Consider the following 17,651-nt stretch of genomic DNA (forward strand, 5'->3'; position numbering starts at 1 on the left):
GCGACGCAGCTGGTGTGGACGCAGCAGCCGAGCGCCGTGGTGGCCGGGGCGACGATGAGTCCGGCCGTGACGGTGTCGGTCGAAGACGCGAGCGGGAACGTGGTGACGACCGCGAGCGGGACCGTGACGCTCGGGCTCACCGGCTCGCCGGGGGGCGTGACCCTGACGGGCGGCGGGGCGGCGACGGTGACGAGCGGGGTCGCGACGTTCGCCGGGCTGAGCGTCAACAAGGCGGGGACCTATACGTTCACGCCGACGACCACGGTCACCGGCGTGACGACGCTCCCGACCTCCGGGAGCTTCGCAGTGAGCGCGGGCACGGCGACGCAGCTGGTCTGGACGCAGCAGCCGAGCGCGGTGGTGGCCGGGGCGACCATGGCGCCGGCGGTCACGGTGACCGTCGAGGACGCGGGCGGCAACGTCGTCACGTCGGCGAGCGGGACGGTGACCCTGGCGCTGACGGTGCCGGGTGGCGCGACGCTGACGGGCGGCGGCGCGACGTCGGTCGCGAGCGGGGTCGCGACGTTCAACGGCCTGAGCGTGAACAAGGTGGGCACCTACACGTTCACGCCGACGACCACCGTGAGCGGGGTGACGACGCTCCCCGCATCGGGTAGCTTCGCGGTGAGCGCGGGGGCGGCGAAACAGCTGGTGTGGACGCAGCAGCCCACCGCCGTGGCGGCCGGGGCGACGATGAGCCCGGCCGTGACGGTGACGGTGGAAGACGCCAACGGGAACGTGGTCACGTCGGCGAGCGGGACGGTGACCCTGGCGCTGACGGTGCCGGGCGGCGCGACGCTGACGGGTGGCGGCGCCACGTCGGTCTCGAGCGGCGTCGCGACGTTCAATGGGCTGAAGGTCGACAAGGTGGGCACCTACACGTTCACGCCCTCGACCACGGTGAGTGGCGTGACGACGCTGCCGGCCTCCGGGAGCTTCGCGGTGAGCGCAGGGGCGGCGAGCCAGCTGGTGTGGACGCAACAGCCGACCAACGTGGTGGCCGGGGCGACGATGAGCCCGGCCGTGACGGTGACGGTGGAAGACGCCAACGGGAACGTGGTCACGTCGGCGAGCGGGACGGTGACCCTGGCGCTGACGGTGCCGGGCGGGGCGACCCTCACGGGCGGCGGCGCGACGTCGGTCTCGAGCGGGGTCGCGACGTTCAACGGACTCAGCGTGGACCTCGCGACCACCTACACGTTCACGCCCTCGACGACGGTGAGCGGGGTGACGACCCTTCCGGCGTCGGGGTCCTTCACGGTGAGCGCCGGCACGGCGAACAAGTTGATCATCAGCACCGAACCCTCGTCCAGCGCGACCAGCGGGGTGGCATTCCTGCAGCAGCCGGTGATCCAGGTCGCGGACCAGTTCGGGAACCCGGTGGCGTCGTCCGGGGTCTCGGTGGCCGCCACGATCGCCACGGGCTCGGGGACGCTCGGCGGCACCACGCCGCAGCTGACCAATGCCTCGGGCACGGCCACCTTCATCGATCTGGCCATCACGGGCTCGGGGCCATTCACCCTGAATTTCGCGGCGAGCGGATTGACCAACGTGATCTCGACGACCATCACCCTGCCGTGATCTGCCCCAACTGCGGCTCCGCCGAGATTTCGCCGCTCGTCAACCGCTGCGAGCTGTGCGGTTTCGTGCCCGAAGGCGTCGTCGCCGTCGAGGCGCCGCACAGCGAGGTCATCGACGACCTCGCGCGGCAGGAGCTGGCCGAGCAGTTCCGGCTCGACACCTTCCTCGGCCGCGGCGCCGCGACCGCGGTGTACGTGGCCCGGGCCGAGCACTCCAACCGGCCCATCGTCGTCAAGGTGCTGCCCCGCCCGGCGGACCGCGCGGACCTGGACGAGCGGTTCCGGCGCGCCATCGAGGCGGTCGCCGCCCTCGAGCACCCCCACATCGTGCCGGTGTTCGACAGCGGCTGCACCGACCACCTGTACTGGTACTCGATGGAGCACATCAGCGGCCGCTCGCTGCGGAACTTCCTCCTGCAGCGCGGCGCGATGGACCTGAAGGGCTGCCTGCGCGTCATCTCCCAGATCGCGAGCGGCCTCGACTACGCGCACCGGCGGGGCATCGTCCACGGCGCGCTGAAGCCGGAGAACATCCTGGTCGACGGCGACGGCTGGGTGCACCTGTGCGACCTGCTGGTGACGCGCGTGCTCGAGCCGCCGGCGCCGCCGGTCCGCCCGCCCGAGCCCGTGGCCGAGGGCGAGCCCGCCGTGCCGCGGCCGGCGGTGGCGCGCCCGCCGTACGCGGCGCCCGAGGATCTCTGGACGCCGTCCGCCGACCAGTACGCGCTCGCGGTGGTGGTGATCGAGTGCCTGACGGGCGGACCCGTCGGCGAGCCGCTGGACAACACCACGGAGGCGCAGCTCCGCGCGTCCCTCCCGGACGTGCCGCGCCACGTCGTCCAGGCGATCCAGCGCGCCCTGAGCCCGAAGCCGATGGACCGGTTCACCGGCGTCCTCGACTTCGTCGCCTCCCTCCAGGGTCACGCGGCGCCGGCGCCGGAGGTGCGCGCGTCGTCGCGGAGCTCCACCGTCGTGCTGCGCCAGACGGACTGGAAGCCTCCGACCGCGCCCCTCCGCTGGCGCCTGCTGAAGATCGGCGCCGTCGTCGTCCCGCTCCTCCTGATCGTGCTCTGGCAGCGGCCCCGCATCGCCCGGCTGTTCCGGCCGGGGAGCGGCCACCCGGAACTGGTCTCGCTTCAGCCGCTGCCTTCCGCGACGCCGCGCACGCCCCCGCCCCAGCCCCGGCCCAACCTGCCGGCCAAGCCGTCGCTCCCCGGGATGGACGAGCCCGCGCGGCTGTTCGTCAACGCCTCGCCGTGGGGACAGCTCTATGTCGACGGCCAGCTGGTCGGGAACACGCCGCGGGCCAACATCATGCTGCTCTCGGGTCCGCACGTGATCCGGGTGCTGCGCGAGGGCTACCAGCCGTACGAGAAGATGATCTCCGCCCAGCCCGGTGAGCTCGTCCGGCTCACGGACATCGTGCTGGTGCCGCACCAGTGAGGCCGACCCGCCTCCTCGTCGCCTCCGCCGCGCTCGCACTCGCGGTGGCGGGCGCTGCCCGCGCCCAGACACCGGCGGCGCAGGTCACGCACGGCATCCACGCCTACCAGAACCTGGACTACGACAGCGCCGCGGTGCTGCTCCGGGCCGCCCTGGCGGCGCAGGGGGCCACGGCGCTGGCCGACAGCGACCGCGTCCACGCCCTCGTCTACCTCGCCGCCACCGAGCTGTATCGCGACCACCGCGACACCGCGGCCGTGCTGTTCGGCAGGCTGCTGCGCATCGACCCGCGCTACCACATCGACCAGCTGGTGTTTCCGCCCGAGGTCTCCGGCCTGTTCCAGCAGGTCCGCGTGATCACCCGGGCGGTCGCGGTCGTCGTGCCGGCCGATACGGAGCTCGGCACCGGGCACGACCAGCTCCCCATCCGGCTCTACGCCGCCACGTTTCACCCGGTCGACGTCGCGGTCGTCCGCCAGGGCGGCGCGCGGCTGAGGGCGATCTACCAGGGCAACGTGGGGGACAGCCTCCTGGTCACGTGGGACGGCCGGGCCACCGACGGGAGTCCCCCGGACACCGGCCGCTACCTGCTGCAGGTGGACTCGCGCGCCAGCGACGGCCACGTGGTCCGCTCGGTGGCGATCCCGCTCGCCATCACGCGCGTGCGGCGGGACACGCTGCCGCTGCCGGCGCCCCCGGCGGCCTCGCTGTTCAGGCCGGAACACCGCCCGGGCAGCAACGGCGTGCGCGGGGCGGTCGCCGGGGCCGCCGGCGTCGTCGCCGTGCTGGCGCTGCCGTCCCTCATCGCGGGGAAGTTCCGCGCGTCCACCGACCGCCTGCTGGTCGCGGCCGGCTTCGGGGCCGCCGGCGTGCTCGGCTTCCGCGCCCAGCGCGGACCGCAGCCGATCCTGGAGAACATCGCGGCGAACCGCACGCTCCGCCTGGGGTGGCAGCGGCAGGTGGACTCCGTGCACGCCCAGAACGTCGCGCGTCGGCAGGAGGTCCGCCTGCGGATCCGCGCCGGCGCGATCCAGGTCCTGGGGGCGCCGTGAACGGGCGCGTGCTGGGTCTGCTGCTCGCCGGCCTGCTGCGCGCCGCGCCCCTGGCGGCCCAGCTCCCCCAGTTCCTGGGGAGCGTGGACCTCGGCCTCGCCCGCCAGCACTTCGCGAGCAGCTATCCGGGTGGAGCGGAGTCGCTGACCGGCGCCCTGATGTACGGCCAGGTCGGCATCGCGCTGCGTCCGCTCGCCGTGGACGTGTCCTACGCCCAGGGCCGCCTGGCGTCCAGCTCGGCGAGCGCCGCCGCGCGGAGCGTCGCCGAGGCCAGCATCCTGGTCTCCGGGCGGGTGACGCCGTGGCTGCTCCTCAAGGCCGGGCCGCACCTGCGCGCCTACTCCGCGCCGGGGAGCACGGAGCGCTGGGTGACGTGGGAGGCGCACGCTCACGCCGACGAGGAGGTCATCGCGGGCGTGCTCGCGGCGTCGCTCGAGGGCTGGGTCGCCGTCATCGCGAACGCCAACGTGGATCCCGGCGGCTCCGGCGCCCGCGGCGCCGAGGCCGGCGTGACGATGCGGATCCCCGGCTCGGCGCTGTGGGCGCGGCTGGCGTACGCCGTGGACCAGGCCAGCCTCAAGAGCGGTGCCCGCACCGAAGCCCTGCAGTCGGTTCTGGTGTCGGTCGGGGTCGGAGGCCGCTAGCGAGCGCGGCGCACGAGGGCGCCACGCCCGGATCCACCGGGCGGCGTGGAGCCGGCCCAACGACGGCGCCCGCGCTCGAGCGGCGCGCCGATCCCCATGAGCCCCAGCGGGTTGCGGCCCGCCGGGGCTCGTTCGTGCGAGGCCCGAATGACGCCGGATTGACGCCCGCGTCCTATGTATGGTCCATGAACGACTTCATCGCGCGCGTCGACCGCGAGCACGGCCCGTCGATCGAATCGGTCAAGGTGTCTCTGCACGAGTCCATCCTCGGGGCCTGGCGTGGGTTCTTCTTCTGCACGGCGCGCGACCAGTACCGCGTGGGCGAAGTGCTGCGGCTCACGCTGGTCGGCGGGCGGATCCGCACCGCCGTGGTCTATGCCACGGAGCAGGTCGCGGGCAAGTCGATGTGGGTGGTGGACCTGATCGGGGCCGATCCCAGCATGAAGGCGAGGGCGGACGACGCCAACGGGCCGGCCAGCGCGCCCGAGGCGCCGGGCACCGGCCGCTAGGACGGGGAGCGCACGGCGCAGAAGTAGCCCTGCGCGTGCCGCATCGGGAACGTCGAGCCGGCGCTGCTCGCCCACCCGCCCGCGAAGCCGTCGCGAGTGATCCTGCGAACGTACAGGGTGGTATGGCCCGCGTCGAAGGCCTGCAGGCCTCGCGCGTTCGACGCCGAGCCGAGCCGCACCACCACCGTCGGCGCGCCGCCGGCCTCCGCGCGCTGCTCGTAGACGCCGACCCCCGGCGCGGCCGGATCCGCCGCTCCGAGCTCGCCCATCCGCACCGCGCCCACGCTGTCGAGTGGAATGTCCGTCGTCCCGCGCAGGGACTGCATCGCCCCCTCGGCCGCCGTCCAGGCACTGTCCTGGGGTAGCAGCGTCAGGAAGCCGGTCACGGTCCGGCCGGTGTGCGCCCCGCCGGTCGCCACCATGGTGAGGACGAACCGGCCGGCCATGTCGCGGGTGTCCGCGCCCGCCTCGAGCCGGCCGGCGACCGGCTCGCACGGGCTGTCGCCCGCGGCTCCGGCCTTGAGGTGGGCGCAGCCCGCGAGCGCGACCACCGCCACGAGCCACCGACGCTCTCCCGCCATCTGCCTCCTCCTCGGGGCCCACGCGGCTCGCGCGGGTCACCGACAACCCTGCCGACGCCGAGGGCGCGCCGCAAGGGCGCGGGCCACTCTGCTGGAACCTGCCTGCGCCGCATGGGTAGCGCACCTCTGATGTGGCCTCGTTGCAGGCGACGCGCCGTGGTGCTCCTCGGGCTGGCTCTCGCCGGCGGCAAGGCCGCGGCGCAGGAGCCTGCGGCGCCGCCTCCCGGCTCGGAGGCGGGCGTCGGAGCCGACGCTGGTGCCATCGCGCGCTGTGCGGTCGAGCGCCGCCGCGAGGCGCTGCGTGCGGCCGGGGCGTTCCGCTACGCCGCCTCCACCAAGCTGGTCGTCCGCGACGCCGGCGCGCCACCCGACTCCGCCCGCTCGGTGCTGTTCCTGGGTGAGAGCCGCAGCACCATCTACGCGCGCCACCCCGGCACCTGGCAGGAGACGGTGGTGGCACGACGCCGCTGGGGCGGGACGGGCTCGGATGGGAGCGCCGTCGGCATTCGCGACGTGGCCGACTTCGACCGCGACCGCATTCCTCTCACGCGTAACCTCGACTTCGGGCCGGGCGAGCGCGTCGGGTTCGGCCGTGGCGCCTGGCGCCGCGGGTCCTCCGCCGCGGACGACGTGGCGGCCGCCTACCCGCTCGCCGATCGCATGGTGGACCGCTACGACTTCCGGATGCTCGACACGCTGGTGGTCGGCGGGCGGCGCGTATTCCGCCTCGCCGTCGTGCCGCGTTCCGGCTCGGCGCCGCTGTTCGTCGGCACCATGCAGGTGGCCGACTCCGGCTGCGACGTCGTGGCGATGGACCTCGGCGTCACCGCGGCCGTCCGCCTCCCGTCCGTGCTGAATCTCCGCTACCAGGAACGCGACACCGACGTCGGCGGCGGCCGCTGGCTGCCGGTGGAGATACGGCTGAGTGGGGAAGCGCGGCCGCGGATCACCGGTCCCAGGCTGCCGGAGGAGGTGGCCGGCATCCCGGTGCCGCGGCTGCCCGGGCACGTGCGGTTCGAGGAGGTGACTCGGCTCGACAGCTTCCAGTTCGGCGGCCAGGCTCCCGCCGGCGTCGGCGAGTTCCGCATCGTCGTCCGCGACGGGGCCGACCGGCGCCCCGATTCGATATGGTCCGCCCCGGACGCTGTGCCGCTCAGTGATGCGGAGAGCGCCGCGCAGGCGCGGGCGGACTCCGTGGAGCGGCGCCCGCCCGGCTTCCTGATGCGGGCGCGGCAGGGCGTCGGCGTCGTCGCCGGGCTCGCGGCCAACCCCGACTTCTTCCACTACAACCGGGTGGACGGCACGTATCTCGGGGCGGGCCGCGACTGGCCGGTCGCCGATGGCCTCGTCCTCCGCACCAAGGCGGGCTACGCCCTCGGCGCCGAGGCCTGGCAGTACGAGGTCGGCGGCCGCGTGCGGCTCTCCGAGGCGCGCCGGACGTGGGTGGGCTGGTTCTTCCACGACGCGACCCAGAGCGCACCGACGCTGGTCTCGGGCGGCTACAACCCGACCTATCGTGCGCTGTTCGCGCGGCTCGATCCGCTCGACTACTACCGGGAGCGGGGCGGAGGGCTCACGGCCGGCACCGACCTGCTCGACCTCGTGCGCCTCGAGGTCGCCTATCTCGACGCCCGCCAGTCGAGTCTCCCGCTCGTCGTCTTCGGCGACACCACGCGGCATCCGGTCCGGCCGAACCCGCCGGTGGCGGCCGGGAGGCTGCGCTCCCTCGCCGGAGCGGTGACGTGGGATTCGCGCCAGCTGCTGCGCGAGCGTGGCAGCGACCGGCCGCTGGGCGCGCCGGCCTGGACCCGCGTCACGCTCGGCGCCGAGATCTCCGCGCACGATCTCCTGGCGAGCGATTTCTCCTACCGGCGCTACTCGCTCGTGGTCGAGCGCCGGCAGCGCACCATCTGGGGCACGACCACCGTCTCCGGCGCCGCCGGCATCGCCACCGGCTGGGTGCCGCCGCAACGCTACTTCACGGTCGACTTCGGAATGGAGTTCCTGACCTTCCAGGGGAACGGCTTCAACACGCTGGCCGAGACCAACTTCTCCGGCAACCGCGCGGCGATGGTCGTCGTCCGCCACGACTTCGATCACCTGCTGCTGCGACTCCCCTTCACCTTGAGCCTCCACGGGGGGGCGTTCTGGACGGGGTTCGCGAGCCACCCGGCGTTTCCGGGTGACTCGCTGCTCACCACCGCGCCGAGGCCCTACACCGAGGCGGGCTTCGGGCTCGGCAACCTGACGCCGTTCCTCTCGCCGCTCGACCTGGGCGTGCACTTCACCTGGCAGCTGTCCTCGTACCCCACCCGGCGATTCCGCTTCGGCTTCAGCGTCGGCGGCCTGTGAGGCCGCAGGGGGGGCGGGCCGGATGCCGGCTGACCCGCCCCCGCACGCCGATCGCGCTACGGCGTGACCGTCACCGTGCGGCCGCTACGGGCTCACCCCGAACGCGAAGACCGTGCGCGAGCGATAGACCTCGCCGGGGCGCAGGATCGTGGTGGGGAAGGCGGCCTGGTTCGGCGAGTCGGGGTAGTGCTGCGTCTCGAGGCAGAAGCCGTTGCGGTGGCGGTACACGTGACCGCCTTTCCCGGTGATGCTGCCGTCGAGGAAGTTCCCCGTGTAGAACTGGAGTCCCGGCTCGGTCGTGAACACGTCGAGGGTGCGGCCCGTCGTGGGCTCGACGACGCGCGCGGCGTGCACCAGGACCGGGCCCTGGCGGTTCAGCACGAAGTTGTGGTCGTAGCCGCGCGCGCGCCGCAGCTGCTCGTCGGCCTGCGCGATGCGCGCCCCGATCGCGGTCGGCGTGGTGAAGTCGAACGGCGTGCCGGCGACCGGCTCGAGCGCGCCGGTGGGGATCAGGGTCGAGTCCACGGGCGTGTAGCGGTCGGCGTTGATCCACATCACGTGGCGCAGCACGTCGCCGGATCCGTCGCCCGCGAGGTTGAAGTACGTGTGCTGGGTCAGGTTCACCGGCGTCGCCTTGTCGGTGGTGGCGTGGTACTCGACCACCAGCTCGTCCCGGTTGGTGAGCGTGTAGGTCACGCGCACCTCGAGCCGGCCCGGGAAGCCCTGGTCGCCGTCGGGGCTGGTGCGCGAAAAGGCGACCCCGACCCCGCTGTCGCCCCAGAACGGCTCGGCTTCCCACACCACCTTGTCGAAGCCGACCGTGCCGCCGTGCAGCGTATTCGGCCCGTCGTTGGCCGGCAGGTGGTAGGTGGTGCCGTCGAGCGTGAACTGCGCGCGGGCGATGCGGTTGCCGTAGCGGCCGACGATAGCGCCGAAGTAGGGCGTGGCCCTGAGGTACCCGGCGAGGCTGTCGTAGCCGAGCGCGACGTCGCCGAGCTTCCCCGTGCGGTCGGGGGTCTCGATGGAGGTGACGATCCCGCCGTAGGTCGTCGCGCGCACCACCAGCCCGTGCGCGTTGGTGAGCGTGAAGAGGTCCACGGCCTCACCGGCCGGCGTGGTGCCGAAATCCGATCGGGTCACGCGCGCTCCTTGCTGGGTTGAGGACGCCGGCTCCGGCGGCGCGGCCACCAGCTGCGCGATCTCGCCCGCCGCCTCGGGAGGAAGCTTCACGACGGCGCGGTCGTAGGTCATCAGCCCGTTGACCTCGAGCTCGACGTCCGTGGTCTGGGTGTACACCGCCGCCGCCAGGCCGTCCCGCACCAGCGGGCGCAGTCGCGCCAGGAGCGCGCGCCAGGCCGACCACAGCGAGTCGGTCGTGCCGAAGCGGCGGTAGCCCCACGCGCCCCGCTCGATCCACAGGTGGCCGGCCAGCGGCAGGCCGAGCCCGCCGAATTCCCCGAGCACCGCGGCACGGCGCGCCTCGAGCGCCGGCATCGCGGGGCCCGGGTAGTCGTGCACGTCCATCACGTCGCCCACCCGCCGGTCGGTCCAGCCGCTGGCGTCGTCCACCAGGCGCGAAGGGTCGTGCGCCTTGAGCCAGGCGACGGTCCGCTCCGTGTCGTGCTGGCCCCACCCCTCGTTGAACGGCACCCACATCACGATCGAGGGATGGTTGCGCAGCGCGTCCACGACGTGCTCGAGCTCCGCGGCGAACTCCGCGCGGCCCGCATCGGTGTCGTTGTCCCCGCTGGGCATGTCCTGCCAGACCAGGAGGCCGAGCGAATCGCAGTCGTAGTACCAGCGCTCGGGCTCCACCTTCACGTGCTTGCGGATCAGGTTGAAGCCGAGCCCGCGCAGCGTGACGAGGTCGAAGCGCCGGGCGTCCTCGGTCGGCGCGGTGTAGATGCCGTCGGGCCAGAACCCCTGGTCGAGGGTGCCGAGCTCGAACAGCGGCTGGCCGTTGAGGAACAGCCGGTTGACGCCGGCGCCGTCCGCGGAGACCGCGATCTTCCGCATCCCGAAGTAGCTCCGCACGGCGTCGCCGCCCGAGAGCCGCACCGCCAGGCCGTACAGGAACGGATGTCCGGGCGACCAGAGCCGCGGCCGGGCGATGGGGAGGGTCACGGCGCTGTCGGCCGGGACACCGGCGACCGCGACCGGCCGGGCGCCGTCGAGCACGGTCACCGTCATGTGCGTCGCGGCCGTGCCGCCCTCCACCGTGACCCGCAGGCGCACCGCGCCGGCGTCCACGTCCGGCGTGACCACCAGGCCGGCCACGTGCTCGCGGAGTACGGGCTCCAGCCACACCGTCTGCCAGATGCCGGTGACGGCGGTGTACCAGATGCTCCGCGGACGGAGGACCTGCTTGCCGCGCGGCTGCGGGCCCCGGTCGGTGGGATCCCATGCACTCACCACCAGGTCCTGCGCGGCGCCCGGCTTGAGGGCGCCCGTGACGTCGAGGGTGAACGGATCGTAGCCGCCGCGGTGCTCGCCGACCTGCCGGCCGTTGAGGTACACCGCGGCATCCCAGTCGACGGCGCCGAAGTGCAGCAGCAGGTGTCCGCCGCGCGCGAGGCGGGGCGCTCGGAAGGTGCGATGATACCAGAGCCGGCTGCTGTCCCCGACCGCGCGGCGCACCCGGCTCAGCTGCGACTCGATGGGGAAGGGCACCAGGATCCTTCCGTCCCACGCGGAGGGCTGCGGCGCGTCCTTCGCCGCGAGCGCGTAGTCCCACAGCCCGTTGAGGTTCTGCCACGCGGCCCGCACCAGCTGCGGGCGCGGGTACTCGGGCAGCACGTGCTCCGGCGTGACCTCGCGGGCCCAGCGCGTCTGGAGCGCGGGCAGCGTGTCCTGGGCGCGGAGCTGCGCGGCGCGCGCGCCGCCCGCGAGGGCGAGGATGGCGAGCGCGAGCGGCGCCCGCGCGGTGTGGAAGTTCGTCATGGCAGGGTGTCCCGGACCATCAGCTCGGTGACGCCGGCAACTGCCGGCAGATCGTGCTCGAACACGACGCGGATCTTCTCGGTCTCGACGGGCGCGATCAGGACCGTGTTGAGCGCCCAGGTCTCGGGGCGGGCCGGCGTCTGCATCCTCACGCGGGCATCCGACCAGCCGCGCCCATCCCAATACTGCACCGTATAGCGCCGCGGCGCCTTCACGCCGCCGCTGTCGCCCCACAGGTAGAGGTCCACCGCCCGCACCGTGCGTCGCGCGCCGAAGGCGATCTCGACCCAGTCGCTCCGGTGCGGCGACCCGTACGCCGTCCAGCGATTGTGGGACGCGCGGGTGAAGGCGATCCGGCCGTCGTTCACCTCGGCGACGCTGTCGAAGCGCGACGTGAAGGACGCCGACGCGCGAGGGAAGCCGCGGCCGGTCGGGTTGTACGCGAGGTCGTGCACCGGCGCCGTCGGCGCCGGCAGGGGCAACGGCACGTGGGCCCACGCCTCCAGCTCCGTGAGGCCGCTCGTCGCCCCGGGCCGATGGGTGAGCACCAGCCGGATGCGCGGCGTCCGGATCCGCCGAAACTCCACCACGTTGGCGCGGTGGCCTGTGGCCCGCGCGGGGGTGCGCTGCTGGCCGGCAATCCGCACCCATCGTGATCCCCGCCACTGCTCGACGTCGTAGCGGAGTGGCGCGCGCACGGCGCCGCCGTCGTCCACGAAGTACAGCGCGAGGCGATCCACCGGTCGCGCGATCCCGAAGTCGAGGACGATCCAGTCGCTCGTGTTGCCGGAACCGGCCGGGGTCCAGCGGTTGGCCGGCGCCGCGTCGTACCAGTAGTTGCCGTCGTTGGCGTAGAACGGCGGCGTGGTGGGCGCGCTGAAGGAGGCCGTGAGTCGCGGGTACGGCGTGCCGTCGTTGTTCACGGCCAGGTTGACCGGTCGTTCCACCGCCGGAAGTGGCCGTCCCGGTCCCAGCGGTGCCGCGAGGCGCCCCAGGCGCGGCGCGGCGGCTACGCGCCGGCCGTCCACGAACAGCAGCAGGCCGCGCCCGCGGTGGTAGCGGCTGCCGTCCCGGTCCCAGATCACGGCCACGCGGTGCCCGTGATAGGCGACGGCGTCGAGCGCGAAGTAGGGCCACGCGTCGGGCGCGAGCGGCCGGACCTCGAGCGTGTCGTCGGCGCGCGGCCGCAGACCCACCAGCCCCGTGATCACCAGGTCCACGTACCCGGAGTGGAAGTAGTGCTCGCTGTGGTAGAACGAGTTGGCGCCCTCCCATGAGCCGTTGTCCGGGTCGGCCGATTCGGCGATGTACGGCCGGCCGTGCCAGCGCTGGTCCAGCGTGTAGGTCGTGAAGAGGCGGAAGTAGTCGGCCTTGGTGACGACGGCCTGGTGGTAGTCGTCCAGCAGATTGGCCATCGCGACCAGCGTCTGGGTGGTCGCGTACGGCCACTCGTTCCCGCTCCACCAGCAGCACTGCGGCGATACGTAGAACAGCGGGTCGTGGCGCTCCGCCGTGGTGGGCCCCCGCGCCGAGAAGAAGAACGAGCTGTCCATCAGGAAGCGCCACGCCGACTCGTAGCCGGAGTCCGGCAGGTCGAACTGCCAGGGGACGAACCCGATCTCCTCTCGGCCGTGCGGGTCCCCCGCCCGCGGGCCCGACTCCCAGGTCCGGGTGCCGGCGCGGATGCCGCCCTTCTCGTCGTGCGCGAACTCCTCGAAGAAGAAGGACCGCGCGGGGTCCCACAGCCGGTCCTCGACCCGGCGCCTGAGGTCTGCGGCCCGCGCAGCGAACTCGCGCGCCACGCCGCTGTCGCCGAGCAAGGCCGACGCACGCGCGATGGCCCGCTCGTCGGCGAAGACGTAACTGTTCAGCGTGGGCCGGTAGCCGTCCGCGCCCGAGAAGACGTCCGCGGTCTGCCGGCTGTCGATGTTGAGCTCCATCCCGTCGTGCATGCCCGCCCAGTGGTAGAGGCGGTGCGCCGGATCCCAGTGCTCCGCATCCCATCCGGCCACCTGGGCGCGCATGTGCGGCAGCATCGCGCGCAGGAATGCGGTGTCGGGCTGAACCAGGAACAGCGCCCACACCGCGTCGCCGTACCAGTTGCTGTAGCTTCGCGGCTGCGCTCCCGGCGTCTCGAACCAGTAGCGGGCGTAGTCCTGCGCGTAGCGCCGGTTCGCGAGCCAGCGCGCCTCGTAGAGTTGATGCCCCAACGGGCAGCTGATCGCGCCGTAGGCCCCCGACCAGAAGGGCCGGTCGAGAAACTCCGTGAAGCTGTAGCCGGAGGCAGGGGCGCCGTAGGTGAGGTGCCGGGTCAGGAGGTCCCAGCGGTAGTAGTACGTCGCGTCGATCGCGGAGTCGGGCGACTCGAACGCCGGGATGTTGGCCGCGAACCAGTCCCAGTCCCGGTTGCCCAGGGCCTGACGCTCGAGCAGCGCCCTCGCATCGAGGATCGGCGCGCCGCCGCGCGAGCAGGCCGCGAGTCCGAGTGCGAGAGCGAGCCGCAGGGACGGGTGACGGGCGAACATCCGCTATCGGCTCCTGAGCCGGATCAAGGAGGCCCAATACTAGGGAGCGGAGCGGCCGTCCGCCATTGCGGGAAGGCTCGCCTCCGGCCCGCGCGGCGCCGTGCCGTCGATATCCGACGCCGTCCGTAGTAAATTGAGGCGGTGACGTCCACGCCCGGCCCCGACGGCCCCGTCCCGGCTCCCTCGGTTGCGCTCGACATCCTGGCGCCCTACAAGCGTCCGGATTGGAAGCGAAGCCTGTGGCAGGTCGTGGACACGGCCGTGCCGCTCGCCGCCCTCTGGCTGCTGATGCTGCTGGTGGTCGACCGGGCGTACTGGCTCACGCTGCTGCTGGCGGTGCCGGCGGCGGCGTTCCTCATCCGGCTGTTCATCATCCAGCACGACTGCGGGCACGGGGCCTTCTTCCCGTCGTCGCGGATCAGCAACCTCACCGGGTTCCTGATCGGGATCTGCACCCTGACGCCATACGATTACTGGCGGAAGATCCACGCCATGCACCACGCGACCTCGGGCAATCTCGAGCGGCGCGGCTTCGGCGACATCGACACCCTCACGGTCCGGGAGTACCGCGAGCGGAGCTGGTGGCAGCGGCTCCGCTACCGGTTGTATCGCAATCCGCTCGTCCTGTTCGGCATCGGTCCTCCGATCCACTTCGTCATCCGGCACCGGCTGCCCACCCTGGTGCCGCGCTCGTGGAAGCGGGAGCGTCGCAGCATCTACTGGACCGACCTGGGGCTGGCGGCGACGGTGGGGGTGATGGCGCTGACGATCGGGCTGAGGCGTTTCCTCATGGTGCAGCTGCCCATCACGCTGCTCGCGTCGTCGCTCGGCGTGTGGCTGTTCTACATCCAGCACCAGTTCCGGGAGACGTACTGGGAGCACGAGCCCCAGTGGGACTACCTCGCGGCCGGGATGCGGGGCAGCTCCTACTACGCGTTGCCGCGGGTGCTGCAGTGGCTGACGGGCAACATCGGCCTGCACCACATCCACCATCTGAACAGCCGGATCCCCAACTACCGTCTCCAGCAGTGCCTGGACGAGAATCCGGTGTTGCAGCGCGTGACGCGGCTCACGCTGCGGCACAGCCTGGCGTGCGTGTTCCTGAAGCTGTGGGACGAGGAGCGGGGCACGCTGGTGGGCTATGGGAGCGCGCGGCGGGCGCTGGACGGCGGGCGCCTGGCCGGGCCAGGAGCTGACCGCGGGGCGGCGGCGGGGGATTGACAAACCCGTAGTGGGGCTTCATCTTGGGGCCCGTCGAACCGCGCACGCATTTGCAGCAGCTTGTCGGGGATGTCATGACAGCACCGCTGCGGGGCGTCTCCCGGGCGGTGTTGTTGCTGTAATAGACTTTGCACTGGCCATGGTGGCTGGTGTGTACCGGGCAGCGATGCCCAACTTTTCAGGAGTAGTCTCGTATGGCGCAGGGAACGGTGAAGTGGTTCAATGACGCGAAGGGTTTCGGGTTCGTCCAGCAGGACGGCGGCCAGGACGTCTTCGTGCATCACACCGCGATCATCGCAGAGGGATTCCGCTCGCTCTCGGAAGGCGATCGGGTGGAGTTCGAGGTCAAGCAGGGCCCGAAGGGCCTGCAGGCCGCGAACGTGCGGAAGATTACGGCCTGACCTCGCGTCGGGCCCCTTCACCGGCGCCGGCTCCGCGAGGAGCCGGCGCTTTCATTTTCGGGGCCGTCGGGGTGCGGGGCGCCGCGCCTGGCGGCCGCCCGCGAAACCGTGCGCAAGCGGGCCCCGTACGCTAGGTTGAAATGAACCATCCATGACCACCCCCTCGCCCGATCTTTCGCGCCTGACCATCAATCGGGACGTCCCCGCCCGCGGAGTCCGGCGGGCGTTGCGCACCTCGGTGCTCATCGCCGCGGGGGCGCTCGTCCTCATCGCCGCCGCCGTGTGGGCCCTGCGGCGCGGCGGGGCGCCGGTGGTGCGCGTGGCGACCGCGACGCTGGTGGGCGGTGGGCCGTCGGGCGGCTCGGGCGTCGTGGCCAACGGCTACGTCGTGGCGCGCACGCAGGCCGCGGTGTCGGCCAAGCTGCCGGGCCGCCTGGCGTACCTCGGCGTGTCCGAAGGCTCGCACGTCGTGGCGGGACAGCTGATCGCACGCCTCGACAACGCCGACTACACCGCGGCGGTCGGGCAGGCGCAGGCGAACGTCGCGGCCGAGCAGGCGACGCTGATCGAGGCGCGCGCGGACCGCGACGAGCTGGTGCGCGAGGCGCGCCGGGCCCACGACGTCCATGCGCAGAACGCGCAGCTCATTTCGCAGCAGGGCCTCGATTCGGCCGACAGCCGCGCCGCGCAGGCGGTGGCCCGCGCGCAGGCGGAGTCGTCGCGCGTGGACGCGGCGGCCGCCGCGCTCGGCGTGGCCCGCGCCAACCTGGAGAACACGCTGATCCGGGCCCCGTTCACGGGCACCGTGCTGAGCAAGGACGCGGAGGTGGGCGAGGTGGTGGCGCCGTCGGTGGGCGGCGGCCTCACGCGCGGCGCCGTCGTCACCATGGCCGACTTCGCGACGCTCGAGGTGGAGGTGGACGTCAACGAGGCGTACATCTCGGGCATCCGTACGGGCGAGCCCGCGCGGATCACGCTCGACGCCTACCCCGACACCACGTTCCGCGGGTCCGTGCGCCTGGTCGTGCCGACGGCCGACCGCCAGAAGGCCACCGTGCAGGTGAAGGTGTCCATCCTCGACCACGACCCGCGCATCCTGCCGGAGATGGGCGCTCGCGTGGAGTTCCTGGCGGGCGCGCGCGGCGCCGCCGCGGCGACGTCCCGCCCGCGGGTCAGCGTGCCGGCCGATGCCGTCCATACCGACGGCGCGGAGACGGTCGTCTGGGTGGTGGCGAACGGCCGGCTCGAGCGCCGCATCGTGGACGCCGGTCCCACGAGCGGCGGCATGCGCGAGGTGCGTTCGGGGCTCGCGGGCGGCGAGACGCTGCTGGTGGGCGGCGTCGAGAGCCCGTCGCCCGGCCTGCGGGTGAGGGTGAAGCCGTGAAGCCAGGTGAGAGGTGAGGGGTGAGAGGTGAGACGTTCAGGTGAGAGGTGAGAGGTGAGAGGCCGATGGCGTGAGAGGTGAGAGGCCGATGGCGCGAGAGGTGGCGGCCGGCGACCCTCTCACCTAAACTTCTCACATCTTACGCATACGTCTGCCTTCTTACCCCCTCACCTCTCACTTGTCCGTGAGGCGCCCTTGTCCCTCGTCGTGCTCCGGAACCTGAGCAAGCATTTTCAGCGCGATTCGCAGCCCATTACCGTCTTCGACGACCTGGACCTGGAGTTCGCCGAGGGCAGCTTCACCGCGCTGATGGGACCGTCGGGCAGCGGGAAGTCCACGCTGCTCAACCTGGTGGCCGGTCTCGACCGGCCCAGCGCCGGGACGGTCACGGTGGGCGGCGTGGAGGTGAGCGCCATGGGGCCCGGCCAGCTCGCCGACTGGCGGGCGCGGCACGTGGGCTTCGTCTTCCAGTCGTACAACCTGCTGCCGGTTCTGACCGCGTATCAGAACGTCGAGCTGCCGCTGCTGCTGACGCGCCTCTCCAAGGCGGAGCGCCACGAGCACGTGATGACCGCGCTGGGCGTGGTGGGCCTCACCGACCGCGCCGAGCATTTCCCGCGGCAGCTCTCGGGCGGGCAGGAGCAGCGGGTCGCGATCGCGCGGGCGATCGTGTCGGACCCCACGATCATCCTGCTCGACGAGCCGACCGGGCAGCTCGACGCGAAGTCGGCGGCCGAGATCCTGGAGCTGCTGCAGCGGCTGAACCGCGAGTACCACAAGACGATCCTGATGGTCACGCACGACCCGCACGCGGCGCAGGCCGCGGGCCGCAGCCTGCACCTCGACAAGGGAGTGCTGACCGCGTGAAGTTCTTCCCGCTCGTCTGGGCGAACCTCACGCGCCACAAGCGCCGCTCGGTCCTGACCACGCTGAGCGTGGCGCTGGCGCTGTTCCTGTTCGCCTCCCTGCGGTCGGTGGTGACGACCCTGCACGCGAGCGCCGAAGTCGGCAGCGAATCG

General features: G+C 72.6%; 13 protein-coding genes. 10 read left to right on the forward strand and 3 right to left on the reverse strand.

Annotation, left to right across the window (positions count from 1 at the left end; all coding sequences use genetic code 11):
• The 5 genes from VMF70_05555 to VMF70_05575 form a co-directional block, all read left to right on the forward strand.
• The coding region (locus VMF70_05555; protein ID HTT67476.1) for a hypothetical protein at positions 1–1,581 on the forward strand (1,581 nt) is incomplete at its 5' end.
• On the forward strand, positions 1,578–3,023 hold the full coding sequence (locus VMF70_05560; GenBank protein ID HTT67477.1) for a serine/threonine-protein kinase: 1,446 nt from the start codon (positions 1,578–1,580) through the stop codon (positions 3,021–3,023). The genes VMF70_05555 and VMF70_05560, both read left to right, overlap by 4 nt.
• Positions 3,020–4,075: a hypothetical protein gene (locus tag VMF70_05565; protein HTT67478.1), complete on the forward strand. Its 1,056-nt coding sequence runs from the start codon at positions 3,020–3,022 to the stop codon at positions 4,073–4,075. The genes VMF70_05560 and VMF70_05565 overlap by 4 nt, the downstream gene beginning before the upstream one ends.
• Complete coding sequence (locus VMF70_05570) at positions 4,072–4,719, forward strand: hypothetical protein (protein ID HTT67479.1); 648 nt, start codon at positions 4,072–4,074, stop codon at positions 4,717–4,719. The genes VMF70_05565 and VMF70_05570 overlap by 4 nt, the downstream gene beginning before the upstream one ends.
• Before the next feature lie 185 nt (positions 4,720–4,904).
• Positions 4,905–5,228, forward strand: a complete 324-nt coding sequence (locus VMF70_05575) for a hypothetical protein (GenBank protein HTT67480.1) — start codon at positions 4,905–4,907, stop codon at positions 5,226–5,228.
• On the opposite strand, the gene VMF70_05580 is transcribed toward VMF70_05575, so the two are convergent.
• Positions 5,225–5,809 carry a hypothetical protein gene (locus tag VMF70_05580; protein ID HTT67481.1) on the reverse strand — a complete coding sequence of 195 codons (585 nt, stop codon included), beginning with the start codon at positions 5,807–5,809 and terminating at the stop codon, positions 5,225–5,227. The two genes, VMF70_05575 and VMF70_05580, sit on opposite strands and share 4 nt — an antisense overlap.
• A 156-nt stretch (positions 5,810–5,965) precedes the next feature.
• Between VMF70_05580 and VMF70_05585 the strand changes: the two genes are divergently transcribed.
• Positions 5,966–8,161 (forward strand): hypothetical protein, encoded by a 2,196-nt coding sequence (locus tag VMF70_05585; protein ID HTT67482.1) that lies wholly within the window; start codon positions 5,966–5,968, stop codon positions 8,159–8,161.
• Positions 8,162–8,245: 84 nt separating this feature from the next.
• Here the strand turns inward: VMF70_05585 and VMF70_05590 are convergent, their stop codons facing one another.
• Both VMF70_05590 and VMF70_05595 read right to left on the reverse strand, forming a co-directional pair.
• Positions 8,246–11,101 carry a galactose-1-epimerase gene (locus tag VMF70_05590; GenBank protein HTT67483.1) on the reverse strand — a complete coding sequence of 952 codons (2,856 nt, stop codon included), beginning with the start codon at positions 11,099–11,101 and terminating at the stop codon, positions 8,246–8,248.
• Complete coding sequence (locus VMF70_05595; GenBank protein ID HTT67484.1) at positions 11,098–13,626, reverse strand: discoidin domain-containing protein; 2,529 nt, start codon at positions 13,624–13,626, stop codon at positions 11,098–11,100. The genes VMF70_05590 and VMF70_05595 overlap by 4 nt, the downstream gene beginning before the upstream one ends.
• Before the next feature lie 141 nt (positions 13,627–13,767).
• Between VMF70_05595 and VMF70_05600 the strand changes: the two genes are divergently transcribed.
• The 4 genes from VMF70_05600 (at position 13,768) to VMF70_05615 (ending at position 17,499) form a co-directional block, all read left to right on the forward strand.
• Positions 13,768–14,847, forward strand: coding sequence for a fatty acid desaturase (locus tag VMF70_05600; GenBank protein HTT67485.1), 1,080 nt, complete (start codon positions 13,768–13,770; stop codon positions 14,845–14,847).
• A 194-nt stretch (positions 14,848–15,041) separates the two neighbouring features.
• Positions 15,042–15,248, forward strand: a complete 207-nt coding sequence (locus tag VMF70_05605; protein HTT67486.1) for a cold-shock protein — start codon at positions 15,042–15,044, stop codon at positions 15,246–15,248.
• Positions 15,249–15,399: 151 nt separating this feature from the next.
• Positions 15,400–16,632, forward strand: a complete 1,233-nt coding sequence (locus VMF70_05610; protein ID HTT67487.1) for an efflux RND transporter periplasmic adaptor subunit — start codon at positions 15,400–15,402, stop codon at positions 16,630–16,632.
• A gap of 195 nt (positions 16,633–16,827) precedes the next feature.
• Positions 16,828–17,499, forward strand: coding sequence for an ABC transporter ATP-binding protein (locus VMF70_05615; GenBank protein HTT67488.1), 672 nt, complete (start codon positions 16,828–16,830; stop codon positions 17,497–17,499).
• Positions 17,500–17,651: the final 152 nt, after the last annotated feature.

This window comes from Gemmatimonadales bacterium, assembly GCA_035502185.1.
In the GTDB taxonomy this organism is placed as follows: domain Bacteria; phylum Gemmatimonadota; class Gemmatimonadetes; order Gemmatimonadales; family JACORV01; genus Fen-1245.